Below are 15534 nucleotides of genomic sequence, written 5' to 3'. Positions count from 1 at the left end.
GAACACCATGCGCCACCATGCAGGCACCGCCAACCGTGTTTGGCTGACCATCCTTGCGCTGCTGTGCCTGGCGGCAGGCGTCTACCTCCTGCTGCTGGCTTCAGGAGTGATAGGGACAGCCGGAAGCCCCGTCCTGTCCGGACCGCCGGAGGACGTCACGGGGGCCGACTATGCGCCCGGTGGCGTCCTGATCGCCGGACTGATTCTGGGAACCCTCGGGCTGTGGTGGATGCTGGTCCAGATCCCGCGGCGCGTTGAGGCGGACACGTTCAGGCTGCAGGAGAACCCGGCCCGCGGCATCACCGTCTGCAACCCGTCAGTGCTGGCCGCGGCCGTCGAGGATGACACGGAGCGGATTCCCGGTGTGGTCGATTCGACGGCGCTGCTGCGCGGAACTGCCGAGGAACCGGATCTGACGCTGAAGATCACGGTCAATGCATGGGCGGATATCCGCGAGGTCATGGACCAGATTGAGGGAGCCGTGGTGCCTCACCTGGCCATGGCGTTGGAGAATCCGCTGCACAGTCTGGGAGTCCAGCTGGAGGCGAGCAACAAACAGGGACTCTCCGGCGGTCCGGTGACCCCGGGCGGAACTGTGGTTTATTAGGTTCCATGTCATCCGCACCGGATCTTCCCCTCTGCGTCACCTGCGGAACCCAATACGGAGCGGAGCGCCGGGACTGCCCCATTTGCGACGACGAACGACAGTACGTGCCGCTGACGGGGCAGGCCTGGACAACGTTCGAACGTTTGCGCGGATCCTCGCACCGGGGAACAATTCATGCGCAGGGCCCGGGTGTCCTGGGAATCGGATGTGAACCGTCCTTCGCGATTGGACAGCGTGCTCTGCTGATCAAGGCGTCAAGCGGCAATGTGCTCTGGGACTGCCAGGCGTATTTGGATGATGGGCTTGCCGCCCTGATCCGTGCCGAGGGCGGAATCTCCGCGATCGCCGTCAGCCATCCGCATTTTTACACCACCATGGTGGAGTGGGCGCATGAATTCGATGCTCCGGTGTATCTGCACAATGCGGACAGGCAGTGGGTGGGACGGCCCGACCCCGCGCTGGAGTTTTGGAGCGGGGACAGCCTCGCGCTTGCCGGGGACCTGACCCTTTACCGTGCGGGGATCCACTTTCCCGGCGGCACGGTGCTGCACTGGTCCGGCGATCCGGCCGGCGGCGGAGCGCTCTTCAGCTCAGACATCATCAATGTCATCCCGGACCGTACGCATGTGTCCTTTCTGTACAGCTATCCGAACCAGATTCCCGAACGGCCGGAGGTAGTGGAGGATGCCGCTGCCCGGTTGGAGCCGCTGCGCTACGACCGGTTGTACGGGGGCTGGTGGGACCGGATAATTCCCCACGGCGCAGACCGCATTGTGCAGGAATCCGCTCGGCGGTACCTTGCCTTCACCCGCGGATAGGCCAACCGTTTTCGCTGGAAGCCGTTAGAACAGCGGCCAGGGGACCGCGGGCATGCCGCCGCTGGGAGCCGGAAACACGCCCGCTGAACGCAACCGGGCGCAGCGCGCAGCAAACGCCGCAATCTCCTCAGCGGTGAGCAGGTCCGCCAGCTGCCCGCCCAGCTCACCCTGCAGTCCTTCGAGAACCCGGTCGATGCCTGCGAGTTCCTCGGCGCTTAGAGCCTCCCCGATCCATCCCCACAGCACCGTGCGCAGCTTGTGCTCGTGATGGAAGGTCAGCCCGTGATCCACGCCGTACCGGTGCCCGCCGCCCATGGCGAGGACGTGGTCACCTTTGCGGTCGGCATTGTTGACCAGGACGTCGAACGCGGCCATCCGGCGGAGCGCCGGGGTGTCCTCGTGAATGAGGGCAACAATCTGTCCGCTTTGGTCCTCGCCCTCGAGGACCTCTTTCCAGCCGGTTTCCGGCATGTCATCCACCGGCACCAGATCCACCGCGGTCTGCTCCGGATCGGTGTCCTGCCAGAGCTGCACCATGCCAACGCCCAGCGGGCCGTCCCGCAGCCAGGTGCGCGGCACGATGTTCCAGCCCAGCATCTCCGACACCAGGTAGGCAGCCACTTCCCGGTGTGCCAGAAACCCGTCAGGAAAATCCCAGAGCGGCTTCTCGCCGGCGATCGGCTTGTAGACCACGGACGCGCCGCCGATGCTGCCCAGGAAGGTGGCGTTGGACGCCGTCGTGATGCGGCCGGTGAGTGTCAGCTCCGCGGTCACCAGATCCGGCGCCGGCATCAGGCCCCGGGGAAGGTGCAGGTGTGCCCGTCGGCGTCGATCGGCTGTCCGCAGATCACGCAGATGGGGCGCCCGGCGCCCACGACCTCCCGCGTGCGCTTGGCAAAAGCGCGGGCGGTGCCCACCGGCATGCTGACCCGCAGCACTTCGGCGGGATCGGCGTCTTCATCCTCCTCAAGGAAGCCGTCATCGTCCTCGTCCACTTCTTCGAGCGGGTAGGCCTCGATGACGAGCTGCGCCGTGGTCGGGTCCCAGCCCAGGCTCATCACGCCGGCGCGGAACTGTTCCTGCACTGTCTCGAGGTCGTCATTGTCGACGAGTTCGAGGGGAGTGCTGGCGGGAACGTGGAAGGGATTGCCGTCGACGGTCATGAGCTGGTCGAGGATCTCGTCAATCTTCTCGGCAAGCTGGGCGGACTGCTGCTTCTCCAGGGCGATGCTGACAAGCTGCTTTCCGGTGCGCACCTGCAGATAGAACGTGCGCTGCCCCGGGACGCCGACAGTGCCGACGACGACGCGGTCAGGCCAGGCGAACTCGTGAACGGTTGTAGGCATAGGACTACTTTAGGCTCCTTCGGCCTGAGGTGCCGCATGTCCCGCGCCTCCGCCGACCGCAGCATCCTCTGACGCCGGAGGAACGGCCAGCCAGGAGAGATCTCCGGCGTCGGTATTGGTGGCAAAAACGGTGGGCCGCCCCTTGCCGTAGTGCACGATCGACACAGAGGCCGGTCCCACGGTAATGCGCTGGAACAGATCCAGATGCATGCCCAGTGCATCGGCGAGGACCGATTTGATGATGTCGCCGTGGCTCACCGCCGCCCATACGGCGCCGGGCCCGTGCTCCGCTTCGAAGGCCGCATCGTGGCGCCGGATGGCGGCCACCGAGCGCGCCTGCATGGCCGCCATGGACTCGCCGCCGGGGAAGGTGACGGCGGAGGGCTGGGACTGCACCGTCTTCCACAGCTCCTCCTTCGCCAGCTCCTCAAGAGTGCGGTTCTGCCAGGAGCCGTAATCGCACTCGGTCAGCTCCTGCTCCACGGGGGCATGCGGGGTGCCGGACTGGCGGTCCAGGATGAACTGCGCGGTCTGCCGGCATCTCTCGAGCGGGCTCGACACCACGCCGACAAGGGGCACGACGGCGAGCCGGTCCCCGGTCACGGCGGCCTGGTCTCGGCCTGCAGAGTCGAGTTCGACGCCGGGGGTCCGGCCGGCCAGCAGCCCGGAGGCGTTCGCTGTGGTGCGGCCGTGCCGCACGAGGATTACTGTTGCCATCCCCATAGCCTAGTCATCCCGTCCGACGGCGGGGCGAACCGCTGGTGATGAGGCAGGATGATGCGGTGACCACCAATGACGAGCAGCTTTTCCTGGCCCATACCCTGAAGAACCCGGTCAATGGGAGAATTCTGCAGCTTGCGCCGCTGCTCGGTGTCTCCGACTGGTGGCTGACGGCCGGTGCGTTGTTCCAAACCGTATGGAATGTGCTGGAGGGCAGGGATCCGCAGGCGGGCATCCGCGACTACGACCTGTTCTACTTCGACGAAGACACGTCCTACGAGGCGGAACATGCGGTCATTGTCCGAGCGCGTGAGGTTTTTCGGGACCTGGGCGTCGAGGTCGAAGTCCGCAACGAAGCCCGGGTGCACCTTTGGTACGAGGACCATTTCGGCGTTCCGGCCGTCCCTTTCACCGGCACCACCGATGCGGTGGATCATTTCGCCGCGAAGACCTGCTGCTTCGCGGTCACGTCCGACCCGGCGGGCAACCTCAGCACCTACGCGCCGCACGGCTACGAAGACTTGTTCGCGCGCCGGATCGTGCCGAACCCGGTCCTTGCCCCTCGGGAAGTGTACGAGGCGAAAACTCAAAGATGGCTTGCTCAGTGGCCTTCGCTGACCGTTTTGCCCTGGCCCGAGGACCAATCGGGCAATGACGCGTCGCCGGCGGCTCGAATAACCCGACGTGAGATGCTCTAGTCCATGACCACCCCAGCACGCCTCCGTCCCGCCGAAGTGAACGATCTGCCGTTCATCTTCAGCAAGGAGCTCGAGTACATGGAGACCATCGAGCCGGATGGCCTCGAGGGGTGGATGTCCGCCATTGAGTTGAACCTCGCAGACTGGATCGGCTGCCTCCCGCGTACGGTGTTTGTCGTCGACGACGACGGGCGGCCACTTGGATATGCAATGTGGACCCTCCAGGATGACAGCGCCACCCTGGTCTCGATCCATGTCCTCGGCAGCCATCGCCGCCAGGGACTCGGACGGCTCCTTCTGGAGGCGTTCGAGCAGGGGGCAACCCCAAGCGGAGTTCGCGTTGTGAAACTCGGCGTTCACCGTAGCAACCCGGCCCGCCGGCTCTACACGGCCGCGGGTTATGAAACTACGGGTCAGGACGGCGATTATGTGCTGTTCAGCAAGGTTCTCAACGAATCCTGACTACGGCCGTGCGGCCTGGCTCGTGGCATCGGGTTGACGGGCTGCGCCCAGCCGCGCAGCGAAACCGGGAACTGAGGCGGTGAACGCCTCGGGGCCAAGGACCGCGAACGGGGCGTCGAAACGCATTGCCCAGGCGATCAGTCCTGCCCAGGACCAGGAACCAACACGGACTCGGCAGGCGGTATCGGATACCTGCTCCAGTTCACCGTCGCCCAGCCACGGCGCAATCGCGGAGGCGGGAAGCTCGACTAGAAGCTCCCCGTAAAAGGCCCAGCGGTCGCCGTCGTCGGAGCCTTTCAACCGTGCGGCGAGGAACGTGCCTGCATCTCCGGAGGGGATCGGCCGCGGCACAAATGCGGCTCCGGCCGGGGTTTTCGGCGTCATCTTGTCCAGCCGGTAGATCCGCCACCCGTTTTGGTCCAGGTCCCAGGCGATCAGGTACCAGCGGCCCCGCCGGGCGACGACGGAGTGCGGCTCCACGCGCCGGGGCGGGTGGGATTCATCCTCCCCGTAGTCGAAGCGGAGAATCCGCCGGCTCCCGGCGGCGGTGCTGACCGCTTGAAGGACCGCCGGATCCACCCGGGCGGAGGCGCCGGCATCGGTAAACCGGATTCCCTCAATCCGGTGCCGCAGCCGGGAGGGCATCACTTGCTTCACCGTCGTCAGTGCCCGGGCAGCGGCGTCGTCCAGATCCACGCCACTGGAGGGCGCGCTCTGCAGCGCGACGGCGATCGCCACCGCCTGCTCGTCATCAAAGAGCAGCGGCGGCAGTTCTGAGCCGGGCGCCAGCCGGTAGCCGCCGTCGGGCCCCTTGACGGCAGCGATGGAATAACCGAGCCCACGCAGCCGGTCTACATCGCGGCGGACGGTCCGGGCGGTCACATCCAGGCGCTCGGCCAGCACCTGCCCGGGCCAGTCCCGGCGGGATTGCAGCAGCGAGAGCAGTTTGAGCATTCGGGACGAGGTTCCGGACATGGTTTCAGTATGGCGGCAGAAGAGGACACTACCTGTCCGCTATTAGGTCCAATCTGGGCTTAGAGCCGCAACCCGCGGACGAAGCACAGCCACCGTTAGTACAGGCAAAGGATCTATCCCATGAGCATCACCACCACAACCCATCTGAATTTCCGCGGAACCGCAGCACAGGCACTTGAGTTCTACCGGTCGGTCTTCGGCGGCAGCATCAGCGCCGCCACTTACGGCGACTTCGGCATGCCGCCCGGGGTGCCGGGAGCGGACAAGATCGTGTTCGGTCAGCTCGCAACCCCGGACGGTTTCCGCCTGATGGCCTACGACATCCCCGGCACGGACAGCGCGGACGGCGAAGCGACCGCCGGCACCACCCGCCGTGAAAACGGCACCACCATCACCGACCGCACCTTCTTTCAGTCCCTGCGCGGACAAACCCTGGAGGAAGTGGAGAAGCTCTGGAGCGGACTGGCTGACGGTGCCCAGATCATTGAGCCGCTCGCTGCCTCGGCATGGAGCCCGGGGTTCGGGATGCTTACGGACCGTTTCGGCGTGACCTGGGTGATTGACGTCGAGGCGCCGGCTTAGCGGGATCGCCACCTGCCTTTTCAGCAGGCACCCTGCTGCTCACCCCGGTCACCGGGAGATTGTGCAAGCACTTCCAGCTAGGCTCTGTGCCATCGAGCAGGAGGGAGGGCCATGGAAATCAACGCCGCATCGACTTCCATGCACGCCAAGCTCCGCCGCAACCCGGCCTTTGTCCGGTTCTGGCTGGCATCCACCGTGTCCGACTTCGGCACCTATGTCACCACGGTGGCGCTGTCCGTCCTCATTCTCGTCACGATGGACGGGACACCCCTGGACCAGGGCATCGCCAACGCGTCACGGTGGGCGCCGTACCTGGTGTTTGGGTTGTTTGCCGGAGTGTGGATTGACCGGTTCCCGCGCCGGACAGCGATGGTTGGTGCGGACTTGGGCCGAGGCCTGATCCTTGCCGTGACCTGCACTGTGGCAGTCATGGGGATGCTTTCTGTTCCGGTGCTGGCGGTCTTGCTGTTTCTTTTCGGCACCCTGGCACTCACCGGCGACGCGGCCTACCAGAGCTACCTTCCGCAGCTGGTGCCCCGGCCGCTGCTGGTTCGGGCCAATGCCCGGCTCCAGCAAAGCGATACCGTGGCCCAAACTGCAGGAGGCGCGGTGGCAGGGGGCCTGGTGGCGCTTCTCTGGGCACCTTTTGCCCTCCTTCTGGACGCGGCTTCCTACCTCTTCTCGGCGGCAGTGCTCCTGACCATGGGCGGCTCAGCTGCGGCGCCCTCCCCGCGGGCCGCTGAAAGCACAGAAGAAGCCGGTCCGAAACGGCACAAGCTCCGGAACAAGATCGGGGAGGGCCTGCGCTGGGTCTACGGGCATCCGCAGCTGGCGCCCCTGGCCTGGAGCACCCATCTGTGGTTTGTGGGCTTCTCCGCCCTCGGCGCAGTACTGCCGGCCCTGGTGCTGCAAAACCTCCAAGCCGGCGCGGCGGGACTTGGCGTGGTGCTGGCCTGCGCCGGGGGAGGAGCGGTGCTCGGGACCTTACTGTCCGCCCGCCTGGGGCAGCGGTGGGGCACCGGCCGCACGGTAACCTGTGCCCGGCTGCTTCAGCCGTTCGCCGTTGCCCTGCTGGCAGCCGCTGCCCTTGGCGCCCAGGACAACCCGGGACTGCAGGGCACCGGCAGCTGGCCGGCAGCGGCGGGAGCCATGGTGCTGGTGTGTTCCGGACAGCTGCTGCTGGGCCTGGGGATGGGGATCGAAGGTCCGCTGGAAATGGGGTACCGCCAGGCCGTCACGCCGGACCGGCTGCTGGCCCGGATGAGTGCCACCATGCGTTCAGCGAACCGGGGAATGATTGTTCTCGGCGCCCCGGTGGGCGGATATCTCGCTACGACCCGGGGCGTCGGCCCGGCCCTGTGGTTTTCAGCCGGTACCCTGCTGCTGGCCGGTCTCCTGCTCGCGCTGTCACGGTTTCGGAACGCGCGGATTGAGGACCAGCAGCAGGGTTTGGTTACTTGACCGCTTCCGGGTGGGTTGTCAGTGCGGCCCGCTCGGCAGCCGCCATGGCCTTGTACTCTGCCACCCGGGCCTGGTGCAGCGGAGTGCGGCGCAGGAACGCATAGACAACGCCCAGCAGGACAAACCAGATGGGTGTCACCAGCAGGGCCTGCAGGGTGTCGGCCTGGGTGGTCAGGGCCCAGAGGATGAAGGCGAAGAACGCCAGCACCACATAGACCATCACCACGCCGCCGGGCATGCGGAACTTCGAGGCCTCATGCAGGTGCGGACGCCGCTTCCGGAACACCAGGTAGCTGAGCAGGATGATCGTCCAGACAAACATGAAGCACAGCGCGGAGATGGTGGTGACCAGGGTGAAAGCTGCGCTCACCGATTCCCCTGCGTACAAAAGAACGACGCCGGCCAGCAGGAAGGTGCAGGAGAAGAACAGTGCGTTCTGGGGCACCTTGCGCCGTGACAGGCGGCCGAACGGCTTGGGGGCGTCGCCGTCGTGCGCCAGGCCGAAAACCATGCGCGAGGTGGAATATATCCCGGAATTCGCCGAGCTGGCGGCGGAAGTCAGGACCACAAAGTTCACCACGGCGGCCGCGGCTCCGAGCCCGGCCAGGGCGAACATGCCCACAAACGGGCTTTCGTCCGCACTGAACTCGTCCCAGGGAACCACGGAAATCAGGACCACCAGGGCGCCTACGTAGAAGAGCATGATGCGCAGGGGAATGGAATTGATGGCCCGGGGAAGATTCTTTTCCGGATCCTTGGTTTCGGCTGCGGCCGTACCCACCAGCTCGATGCCCACAAACGCGAAGACGGCAATCTGGAAACCCGCCACGAAGCCCATGGGGCCGGTGGGGAACATCCCGCCGTGCTCCCACAGGTTGTTGAAGCCCGCTACGTCGCCGTCGCCGGAATTGAAACGGGTGAAAATCATGACCAGGCCCACCACAATGAGGGTGACAATCGCCAGGATCTTGATCAGGGCAAACCAGAATTCGGTCTCGCCGAAGGCCTTCACGGTGGGAAGGTTCAATGCCAGCAGCACCAGGATGCAGGCCAGGGCCGGAATCCACAGCGGTGCATCCGACCACCAGAAGGTGACGTAGTGCGAAATGGCCACTACATCGGCAATTCCGGTGACCACCCAGCAGAACCAGTAGGTCCAGCCGGTGAAGAACCCGGCCCAGGGGCCCAGCAGGTCAGCAGAGAAGTCGGTGAAGGACTTGTAGTTGAGGTTGGAAAGCAGCAGTTCGCCCATGGCCCGCATGACGAAGAACAGCATGAAGCCGATGATCATGTAGACAAAGATCACCGACGGGCCGGCCACCGAAATGGTTTTTCCGGAGCCCATGAACAAGCCGGTTCCAATGGCGCCGCCGATGGCCAGAAGCTGGATGTGGCGGCTGGAGAGGGAGCGGGAGAGTTCCGGCTCGGAAGAGCTTTTTACACCGGGAGAAGTCTCCGCGGAGGTGGGGCGGGTCAGGCGGTCAGACATGGGGATCTTTCTTATCTAGGCACCCGCCGGCGCGCGTGACGCCGCCACGCGCACGGAAGGCTCGTACCCAGGCCGTAAGAAAGATGTTGGCGCCACCGCCGACATTCAAGTGTGGAAGTCACGGGTGGGCGATGTCAATTTGGCGTCTCCGCCCGGTCAAAGGACGCCGTGACGCCGCACACGGACGTCAAAGAGGATCCGGCGGCCGTCATTCTCTTGATGAGGCACCTCCGGGAGGGTAGGGTCACAGGTGGATATACACAAGTGAATATGCCTTTATCAGCCGTGGCGGGAGAGTCCCGCGAATGCAGTCTCCCTATGGGGAGGCGAGCACCGGCGGGCGCCGTAGGAGCAAACCCTCCCCGGGAATCTCTCAGGCCCCTGTACCGCCACAGCGAGGCAACTCTGGAAAGCAGTTTCCGTACAATGCGTGCGGTACTCACCGACGGTGCAAGCGGGGCCACCCCCGCGGAATCTCTCAGGTCCAATACAGAGCGGGGAGGACCCAACGTTTGTTGGCGTACCCCGTCTGCCTTCCAGGAGCCCTGAATGACTGCTGATCTGTCCACCGCCGAAACCCCCGCCACGTCCGCCGCGAACTCCCTTGGTTCCGCCGCAGCCGCGCCGCTCGCCGAGGGTTTTGTTGACCGCCACATTGGTGCCCGCGCCGGCTCCGCCGCAGCGATGCTCAAGGCCGTGGGATATGACTCCCTGGACGCTCTGGCGGACATGGCCGTTCCCGCCGCCATCCGGCAGGGCAGCCCGCTGGTTCTGAATCCCGCCCGCTCCGAAGAGGAAACCCTCGCCCAGCTGCGCGCCATCGCCGGCAAGAACAAGACCGCAGTACAGATGATCGGCCAGGGCTACTACGGCACGCACACGCCGCCGGTGATCCTCCGCAACGTCGTCGAGGACCCCGCCTGGTACACCGCCTACACGCCCTACCAGCCGGAGATTTCCCAGGGCCGGCTCGAAGCCCTGCTGAACTTCCAGACCATGGTCCAGGACCTCACCGCCCTGCCCATCGCCAATGCCTCGCTGCTGGATGAAGCCACCGCAGTGGCCGAGGCCGTGCTGCTCATGCGCCGCTCCAACAAGTCCAAGGCCAACGGCGCCATTGTGCTGGACTCTGAAACCCTGCCGCAGACCATCGCCGTGGTGAAGGGCCGGGCCAAGGCCCTGGGCTTCGACGTGATCGTGGCGGATCTGGCCAACGGACTGCCCGACGGCGAAATCACCGGCCTCGTCCTGCAGCAGCCGGGCGTTTCCGGGGTGGTCCGGAACCAGGAAGCCCTGATTGCCGAAGCCAAGGAACGCGGCGCGCTCGTCACGGTAGCCGCGGACCTGCTGGCCCTGACCCTCATCACGCCTCCCGGCGAGCAGGGTGCCGACATTGCTGTTGGCTCCGTGCAGCGCTTCGGCGTTCCGCTGTTCTTCGGCGGCCCGCACGCCGCCTACATGGCCGTCCGCAAGGGCCTGGAGCGGTCCCTGCCCGGCCGTCTGGTGGGTGTCTCCAAGGATTCCGCCGGCACCCCCGCGTACCGCCTGGCCCTGCAGACCCGCGAGCAGCACATCCGCCGCGAGAAGGCCACCTCCAACATCTGCACCGCGCAGGCGCTGCTGGCCATCGTGGCCTCCATGTACGCCGTCTATCACGGCCCCGAGGGCCTGAAGCGGATCGCCCGCCGCGCCAACGACTCCGCCCGCACCCTGGCCGCCGCACTGCAGGACGCCGGGATCGAACTGCTGCACGAGAGCTTCTTCGACACCGTCACCGCCCGCGTCCCGGGCCGCGCCGCCGAAATCATTGCCGCCGCCGAAACCCGCGGCATCAACCTGCGCAGCATCGACGCGGACACCGTGGGCATCTCCTGCGATGAGACGACGACGCCGGCCGTCCTCGCCGACGTTGCCGCCGCCTTTGGTGCCGCCGCTGATTCAGCGGACAGCCAGCCGGAGGGCTTCGAACTGCCGGAGGACATCCGGCGCACCTCGGAGTTCATGACCCACCCGGTGTTCTCCTCCTACCGCTCCGAAACCCAGATGCTGCGCTACCTGCGCCGCCTCTCGGACCGTGACCTGGCCCTGGACCGGACCATGATCCCGCTGGGCTCCTGCACCATGAAGCTCAACGCCACGGCCGAAATGCAGGCCATGACCTGGCCCGAGTTCGCCTCCATCCACCCGTTCGCGCCGGATTCCCAGACCGAGGGCTGGCGCGAACTGATCGCGGATCTCGAAGAGAAGCTCGCGGTCATTACCGGTTATGACCGGGTGTCCATCCAGCCCAACGCCGGCTCGCAGGGTGAGCTGGCCGGCCTGCTGGCCATCCGCGGCTACCACCACTCCCGCGGCGAGAACCAGCGCACCGTCTGCCTCATCCCCGCCTCGGCGCACGGCACCAACGCCGCCTCCGCCGTCCTGGCCGGGATGAAGGTGGTGGTGGTTGCCACCGCCGGCGACGGGGCCATTGACCACGCCGACCTGCGCGCCAAGATCGATGCGCACCGCGACAACCTCGCCGCCATCATGATCACCTACCCCTCCACCCACGGTGTGTTCGACGACGACGTCCGCGACGTCTGCGACGCCGTCCACGAAGCCGGCGGCCAGGTCTACATTGACGGCGCCAACCTCAACGCCCTGGTCGGACTGGCCCAGCCGGGCGAGTTCGGCGGCGACGTCTCCCACCTGAACCTGCACAAGACCTTCTGCATCCCGCACGGCGGCGGCGGTCCCGGCGTCGGCCCCGTGGCCGTGAAGTCACACCTCGCACCGTTCCTGCCCGGCGATGCCGCCACCTGGTCCGAGGGCGAGGACATTCCCGTCTCCGCGTCGCGCTTCGGCTCCGCCGGCGTGCTGCCCATCTCCTGGGCCTACGTCAACCTCATGGGCGGGGAAGGCCTGACCGAAGCCACCAAGAGCGCCCTGCTGGCCGCCAACTATGTGGCCGCACGGCTCAACGACTACTTCCCGGTTCTCTACACGGGCAAGGGCGGACTCGTGGCGCACGAATGCATCCTGGACCTGCGCGAACTCACCGCGAAGACCGGCGTCACCGCCGAAGACGTGGCCAAGCGCCTGGTGGACTACGGGTTCCACGCCCCCACGCTGTCCTTCCCGGTGGCAGGCACCCTGATGGTGGAACCCACCGAGTCCGAGGACCTGGGCGAAATTGACCGCTTCATCGACGCCATGATCGCCATCCGCGCCGAAATCGACCAGGTCGCCGCGGGCGACTTCACCCTGGAAGGCAGCCCGCTGCGCAACGCACCGCACACCGCCGTCGTGGTGGCCGGCAATGAGTGGGACCGCGCCTACCCGCGGGAACAGGCCGCCTTCCCGATGCGCAGCCAGCGGATGGACAAGTACTTCCCGCCGGTGGGACGGATCGACGGCGCAGCCGGGGACCGGAACCTCATCTGCTCCTGCCCGCCCATCGAAGATTTCGAAAACTAGAGCGCAAAGGCTAAGAACAATGACTGAGAAATACACCGCGCTCTACGAAGAGCACAAACGCCTCGGCGCCTCCTTCACCGATTTTGGCGGCTGGCAGATGCCGCTGAAGTACAGCTCCGAGCTGGCCGAACACCACGCCGTCCGCAAAGCAGCGGGCCTGTTCGATCTTTCCCACATGGGCGAAATAAAGGTCACCGGCCCGGACGCCGGTGCCTTCCTGGATTACGCACTGGTGGGCAAGCTGTCCGCCGTCAAGGTGGGCAAGGCCAAGTACTCGCTGATCACCAATGCCGACGGCGGGATCATCGATGACCTGATCAGCTACCGGCTCGACGACGAGACCTACCTGGTGGTGCCCAACGCCGGCAACGCACCGGTGGTCGCCGCCGAACTGGCAGCGCGGGCCGAGGGCTTTGACGTCACCGTCAACAACATCTCCGACGACACGTCCCTGGTGGCCGTGCAGGGGCCCAACGCCGAGGCCATCCTGCTGGCCCTGGTTCCCGCCGAGCACCGGGACGCTGTGACGGGGATGAAGTACTACGCCGCAGCCAAGGTGCCGATGGCGCTGGGTGCCTGGAGCGCGGAATTGCTGGTGGCCCGCACCGGGTACACGGGCGAGGACGGCTTTGAGATCTACGTGCCCAACGACGCCGCCCCCATCCTCTGGGCTGCACTGCTCGACGCCGGAGCGGACCGGGGCCTGATCCCCGCCGGTCTGGCCTGCCGTGACTCGCTGCGCCTGGAAGCCGGCATGCCGCTGTACGGCAATGAACTCTCCCTGGAGCTGGATCCCTACGCCGCAGGCCTGGGTCCCGTCGTCGCCCTCTCCAAGGAGGGGGACTTTGTGGGCCGCGCCGCGCTGGAAACCAAGAAGCAGCAGGCTCCGGCCCGCCGCCTCGTGGGCCTGAAAGGATCCGGCCGCCGCGCCGGCCGCTCGCACTACCCGGTCCTTTCCGACGGCGCAGTGATCGGCGAAGTCACCTCCGGTGCGCCCAGCCCCACCCTGGGCTATCCGATTGCCCTGGCCTATGTGGACACCGCCTTCACGGAGCCCGGCACCGAGGTGCAGGTGGACCTCCGCGGCAAGCCCGAGCCCTTCACCGTCGTCGGGCTGCCGTTCTACAAGCGCGGACAGTAACCTCCCCGCCGGCAGCACGGCGGAATGCCGTGCTGCCGCAGTGCCGACCTAGACTTTGAACTAACCCGCAGGACTTCAGATGCACCGAAAGGCAACCCCATGAGCAAAGTGAACGCAGGACTCCGTTATTCGGCAGAGCACGAGTGGGTGGACGGTTCCAGCCCCGTGAAGGTTGGCATTTCCGCCGTCGCCGCCGACGCCCTGGGCGACGTGGTGTACGTTGACCTGCCCGAGGTCGGCACCGTGATCACCGCCGGCGAAACCTGCGGCGAGGTCGAGTCCACCAAGTCCGTGTCCGACCTGTACGCACCGGTTTCCGGTGAAATCGTGGAGATCAACCAGGAAGCCATCGACAACCCGGCCCTGCTGAACGAGGACCCGTACGGCGCCGGCTGGCTCTTCACGGTCAACACCACGTCCGAGGGTGAACTGCTCAGCGCCGAGGAATACGCGGAAAAGAACGGCGGCGAGCTGTGACCGATTACCTGAACTCCCACCTCGCGCAGATTGATCCGGAGGTGGCGGAGCAGATCGACAACGAGCGCCGCCGCCAGCAGTCCGGCCTGGAAATGATCGCCTCGGAAAACCACACCTCCGTGGCCATCATGGAAGCCCAGGGCTCCGTGCTGACCAACAAGTACGCCGAGGGTTACCCGGGACGCCGCTACTACGGCGGCTGCGAATACGTGGACGTCATTGAGCAGCTGGCCATCGACCGCGCCAAGGACCTCTTCGGTGCCGGCTTCGCCAACGTGCAGCCGCACTCCGGCGCCCAGGCCAACGCCTCAGTGATGCACGCCCTGATCCGTCCGGGCGACACCATCCTGGGCCTGTCCCTGGCGCACGGCGGCCACCTTACGCACGGCATGAAGATCAACTTCTCCGGCCGCCTGTACAACGTGGTGCCGTACAACGTTGCCGAAGACACCCACCAGGTGGACATGGCCGAGGTGGAGCGCCTGGCCCGCGAGCACCAGCCCAAGCTGATCGTGGCCGGCTGGTCCGCGTACGCCCGCCAGCTGGACTTCGCCGAATTCCGCCGCATCGCCGATGAGGTGGGTGCCTATCTGATGGTGGACATGGCCCACTTCGCCGGTCTGGTGGCCGCCGGACTGCATCCCAGCCCGGTGCCCCACGCGCACGTGGTCACCTCCACCACGCACAAGACCCTCGCCGGTCCGCGCGGCGGCATCATCCTCTCCAACGACGCCGACATCGCCAAGAAGATCAACTCGGCAGTGTTCCCCGGACAGCAGGGCGGACCGCTGGAGCACGTGATCGCCGGCAAGGCCACCGCACTGAAGATCGCAGGCACCCCGGAGTTCAAGGAACGTCAGGAGCGCACCCTGACCGGTGCCCGCCTCCTCGCGGAGCGGCTGCTGGCCGACGACGTCGCCGCCAAGGGCATCTCAGTGGTGTCCGGCGGCACCGACGTGCACCTGGTGCTGGTGGACCTGCGCAATGCCGAGCTCAACGGGAAGGAAGCTGAAGACCGGTTGGCGCAGATCGACATCACGGTGAACCGCAATGCTGTTCCGTTCGACCCGCGGCCGCCGATGGTGACCTCGGGCCTGCGGATCGGCACCCCGGCCCTGGCCACCCGCGGATTTGATGAAGACGCGTTCCGTGAAGTCGCCGACATCATTGCGCTGGCCCTGGTGGCCGGTGCGGACGATGACCTCTCGGAGCTGAAGGCACGCGTCACCGCGCTGGCCGAAGCGCATCCGCTCTACACCGAGGTGGCCGACCTGGCCTCCTCACCTGCGCACGTCTAAG

General features: G+C 66.2%; 15 protein-coding genes and 1 riboswitch. Of the genes, 10 read left to right on the top strand and 5 right to left on the bottom strand.

Annotation, left to right across the window (positions count from 1 at the left end):
• The first annotated feature begins 7 nt into the window (after positions 1-7).
• Together KG104_RS17170 and KG104_RS17165 are read left to right on the top strand one after the other, a co-directional pair.
• Positions 8-607, top strand: coding sequence for an Asp23/Gls24 family envelope stress response protein (locus KG104_RS17170; protein WP_207348233.1), 600 nt, complete (start codon positions 8-10; stop codon positions 605-607).
• Positions 608-612: 5 nt separating this feature from the next.
• Complete coding sequence (locus KG104_RS17165; protein WP_207348234.1) at positions 613-1425, top strand: MBL fold metallo-hydrolase; 813 nt, start codon at positions 613-615, stop codon at positions 1423-1425.
• Between the two features lie 24 nt (positions 1426-1449).
• Here the strand turns inward: KG104_RS17165 and KG104_RS17160 are convergent, their stop codons facing one another.
• The 3 genes from KG104_RS17160 to KG104_RS17150 are packed head-to-tail and all read right to left on the bottom strand — an operon-like array spanning position 1450 to position 3488.
• The gene (locus tag KG104_RS17160; protein ID WP_207348235.1) at positions 1450-2217 is read right to left on the bottom strand and encodes an SCO1664 family protein; all 768 of its coding nucleotides are present in this window, start codon (positions 2215-2217) and stop codon (positions 1450-1452) included.
• Positions 2217-2771 (bottom strand): DUF3090 family protein, encoded by a 555-nt coding sequence (locus KG104_RS17155; RefSeq protein ID WP_104102273.1) that lies wholly within the window; start codon positions 2769-2771, stop codon positions 2217-2219. The genes KG104_RS17160 and KG104_RS17155 overlap by 1 nt, the downstream gene beginning before the upstream one ends.
• 9 nt (positions 2772-2780) lie before the next feature.
• A complete protein-coding gene (locus KG104_RS17150; protein WP_104160653.1) occupies positions 2781-3488 on the bottom strand; it encodes a histidine phosphatase family protein in 708 nt (235 codons plus the stop codon).
• A gap of 65 nt (positions 3489-3553) precedes the next feature.
• On the opposite strand from KG104_RS17150, the gene KG104_RS17145 reads away from it, so the two are divergent.
• Together KG104_RS17145 and KG104_RS17140 are read left to right on the top strand one after the other, a co-directional pair.
• On the top strand, positions 3554-4189 hold the full coding sequence (locus tag KG104_RS17145) for a nucleotidyltransferase family protein (RefSeq protein ID WP_237688624.1): 636 nt from the start codon (positions 3554-3556) through the stop codon (positions 4187-4189).
• A 3-nt stretch (positions 4190-4192) separates the two neighbouring features.
• Positions 4193-4651 carry a GNAT family N-acetyltransferase gene (locus KG104_RS17140; RefSeq protein WP_207348237.1) on the top strand — a complete coding sequence of 153 codons (459 nt, stop codon included), beginning with the start codon at positions 4193-4195 and terminating at the stop codon, positions 4649-4651.
• Here KG104_RS17140 and KG104_RS17135 read toward each other — a convergent pair whose 3' ends face one another.
• Positions 4652-5626: a helix-turn-helix transcriptional regulator gene (locus tag KG104_RS17135; protein ID WP_207348238.1), complete on the bottom strand. Its 975-nt coding sequence runs from the start codon at positions 5624-5626 to the stop codon at positions 4652-4654.
• Positions 5627-5746: 120 nt separating this feature from the next.
• Between KG104_RS17135 and KG104_RS17130 the strand changes: the two genes are divergently transcribed.
• Together KG104_RS17130 and KG104_RS17125 are read left to right on the top strand one after the other, a co-directional pair.
• Entirely contained in the window at positions 5747-6208 is a 462-nt protein-coding gene (locus KG104_RS17130; RefSeq protein WP_207348239.1) for a VOC family protein, read from the top strand.
• Between the two features lie 111 nt (positions 6209-6319).
• Complete coding sequence (locus KG104_RS17125; protein WP_237687201.1) at positions 6320-7669, top strand: MFS transporter; 1350 nt, start codon at positions 6320-6322, stop codon at positions 7667-7669.
• Here KG104_RS17125 and cycA read toward each other — a convergent pair.
• Positions 7662-9158 carry a D-serine/D-alanine/glycine transporter gene (gene cycA / locus KG104_RS17120; RefSeq protein WP_207348240.1) on the bottom strand — a complete coding sequence of 499 codons (1497 nt, stop codon included), beginning with the start codon at positions 9156-9158 and terminating at the stop codon, positions 7662-7664. The genes KG104_RS17125 and cycA overlap by 8 nt on opposite strands.
• A gap of 279 nt (positions 9159-9437) precedes the next feature.
• A riboswitch (glycine riboswitch) is annotated at positions 9438-9557 on the top strand.
• 150 nt (positions 9558-9707) lie between these two features.
• Here cycA and gcvP point away from each other — a divergent pair.
• The 4 genes from gcvP to glyA all read left to right on the top strand — a co-directional run bounded on the left by gcvP (position 9708) and on the right by glyA (position 15533).
• Positions 9708-12617, top strand: coding sequence for an aminomethyl-transferring glycine dehydrogenase (gcvP, locus tag KG104_RS17115; RefSeq protein WP_207348241.1), 2910 nt, complete (start codon positions 9708-9710; stop codon positions 12615-12617).
• Between the two features lie 19 nt (positions 12618-12636).
• Positions 12637-13758, top strand: a complete 1122-nt coding sequence (gene gcvT / locus KG104_RS17110; RefSeq protein WP_104160100.1) for a glycine cleavage system aminomethyltransferase GcvT — start codon at positions 12637-12639, stop codon at positions 13756-13758.
• A 99-nt stretch (positions 13759-13857) separates the two neighbouring features.
• Positions 13858-14235 carry a glycine cleavage system protein GcvH gene (gene gcvH / locus KG104_RS17105; RefSeq protein ID WP_104053329.1) on the top strand — a complete coding sequence of 126 codons (378 nt, stop codon included), beginning with the start codon at positions 13858-13860 and terminating at the stop codon, positions 14233-14235.
• Positions 14232-15533, top strand: a complete 1302-nt coding sequence (glyA, locus tag KG104_RS17100) for a serine hydroxymethyltransferase (RefSeq protein ID WP_273545196.1) — start codon at positions 14232-14234, stop codon at positions 15531-15533. Before gcvH ends, glyA begins: the two co-directional genes overlap by 4 nt.
• Position 15534 lies beyond the last annotated feature (1 nt).

This window comes from Arthrobacter sunyaminii (assembly GCF_018866305.1).
GTDB classification, from domain to species: domain Bacteria; phylum Actinomycetota; class Actinomycetes; order Actinomycetales; family Micrococcaceae; genus Arthrobacter_B; species Arthrobacter_B sunyaminii.
Note: the sequence above shows the minus strand (reverse complement) of the source record. Positions and strands in the feature narration are given on the sequence as shown.

Coding starts and splice junctions, on each gene's coding strand:
- KG104_RS17140 (WP_207348237.1), top strand. CDS start 4,193: ATGACCACCCCAGCACGCCTCCGTCCCGCCGAAGTGAACGATCTGCCG.
- KG104_RS17165 (WP_207348234.1), top strand. CDS start 613: ATGTCATCCGCACCGGATCTTCCCCTCTGCGTCACCTGCGGAACCCAA.
- gcvT (WP_104160100.1), top strand. CDS start 12,637: ATGACTGAGAAATACACCGCGCTCTACGAAGAGCACAAACGCCTCGGC.
- KG104_RS17150 (WP_104160653.1), bottom strand. CDS start 3,488: ATGGCAACAGTAATCCTCGTGCGGCACGGCCGCACCACAGCGAACGCC.
- KG104_RS17170 (WP_207348233.1), top strand. CDS start 8: ATGCGCCACCATGCAGGCACCGCCAACCGTGTTTGGCTGACCATCCTT.
- cycA (WP_207348240.1), bottom strand. CDS start 9,158: ATGTCTGACCGCCTGACCCGCCCCACCTCCGCGGAGACTTCTCCCGGT.
- KG104_RS17135 (WP_207348238.1), bottom strand. CDS start 5,626: ATGTCCGGAACCTCGTCCCGAATGCTCAAACTGCTCTCGCTGCTGCAA.
- gcvH (WP_104053329.1), top strand. CDS start 13,858: ATGAGCAAAGTGAACGCAGGACTCCGTTATTCGGCAGAGCACGAGTGG.
- KG104_RS17155 (WP_104102273.1), bottom strand. CDS start 2,771: ATGCCTACAACCGTTCACGAGTTCGCCTGGCCTGACCGCGTCGTCGTC.
- KG104_RS17160 (WP_207348235.1), bottom strand. CDS start 2,217: ATGCCGGCGCCGGATCTGGTGACCGCGGAGCTGACACTCACCGGCCGC.
- KG104_RS17130 (WP_207348239.1), top strand. CDS start 5,747: ATGAGCATCACCACCACAACCCATCTGAATTTCCGCGGAACCGCAGCA.
- KG104_RS17125 (WP_237687201.1), top strand. CDS start 6,320: ATGGAAATCAACGCCGCATCGACTTCCATGCACGCCAAGCTCCGCCGC.
- gcvP (WP_207348241.1), top strand. CDS start 9,708: ATGACTGCTGATCTGTCCACCGCCGAAACCCCCGCCACGTCCGCCGCG.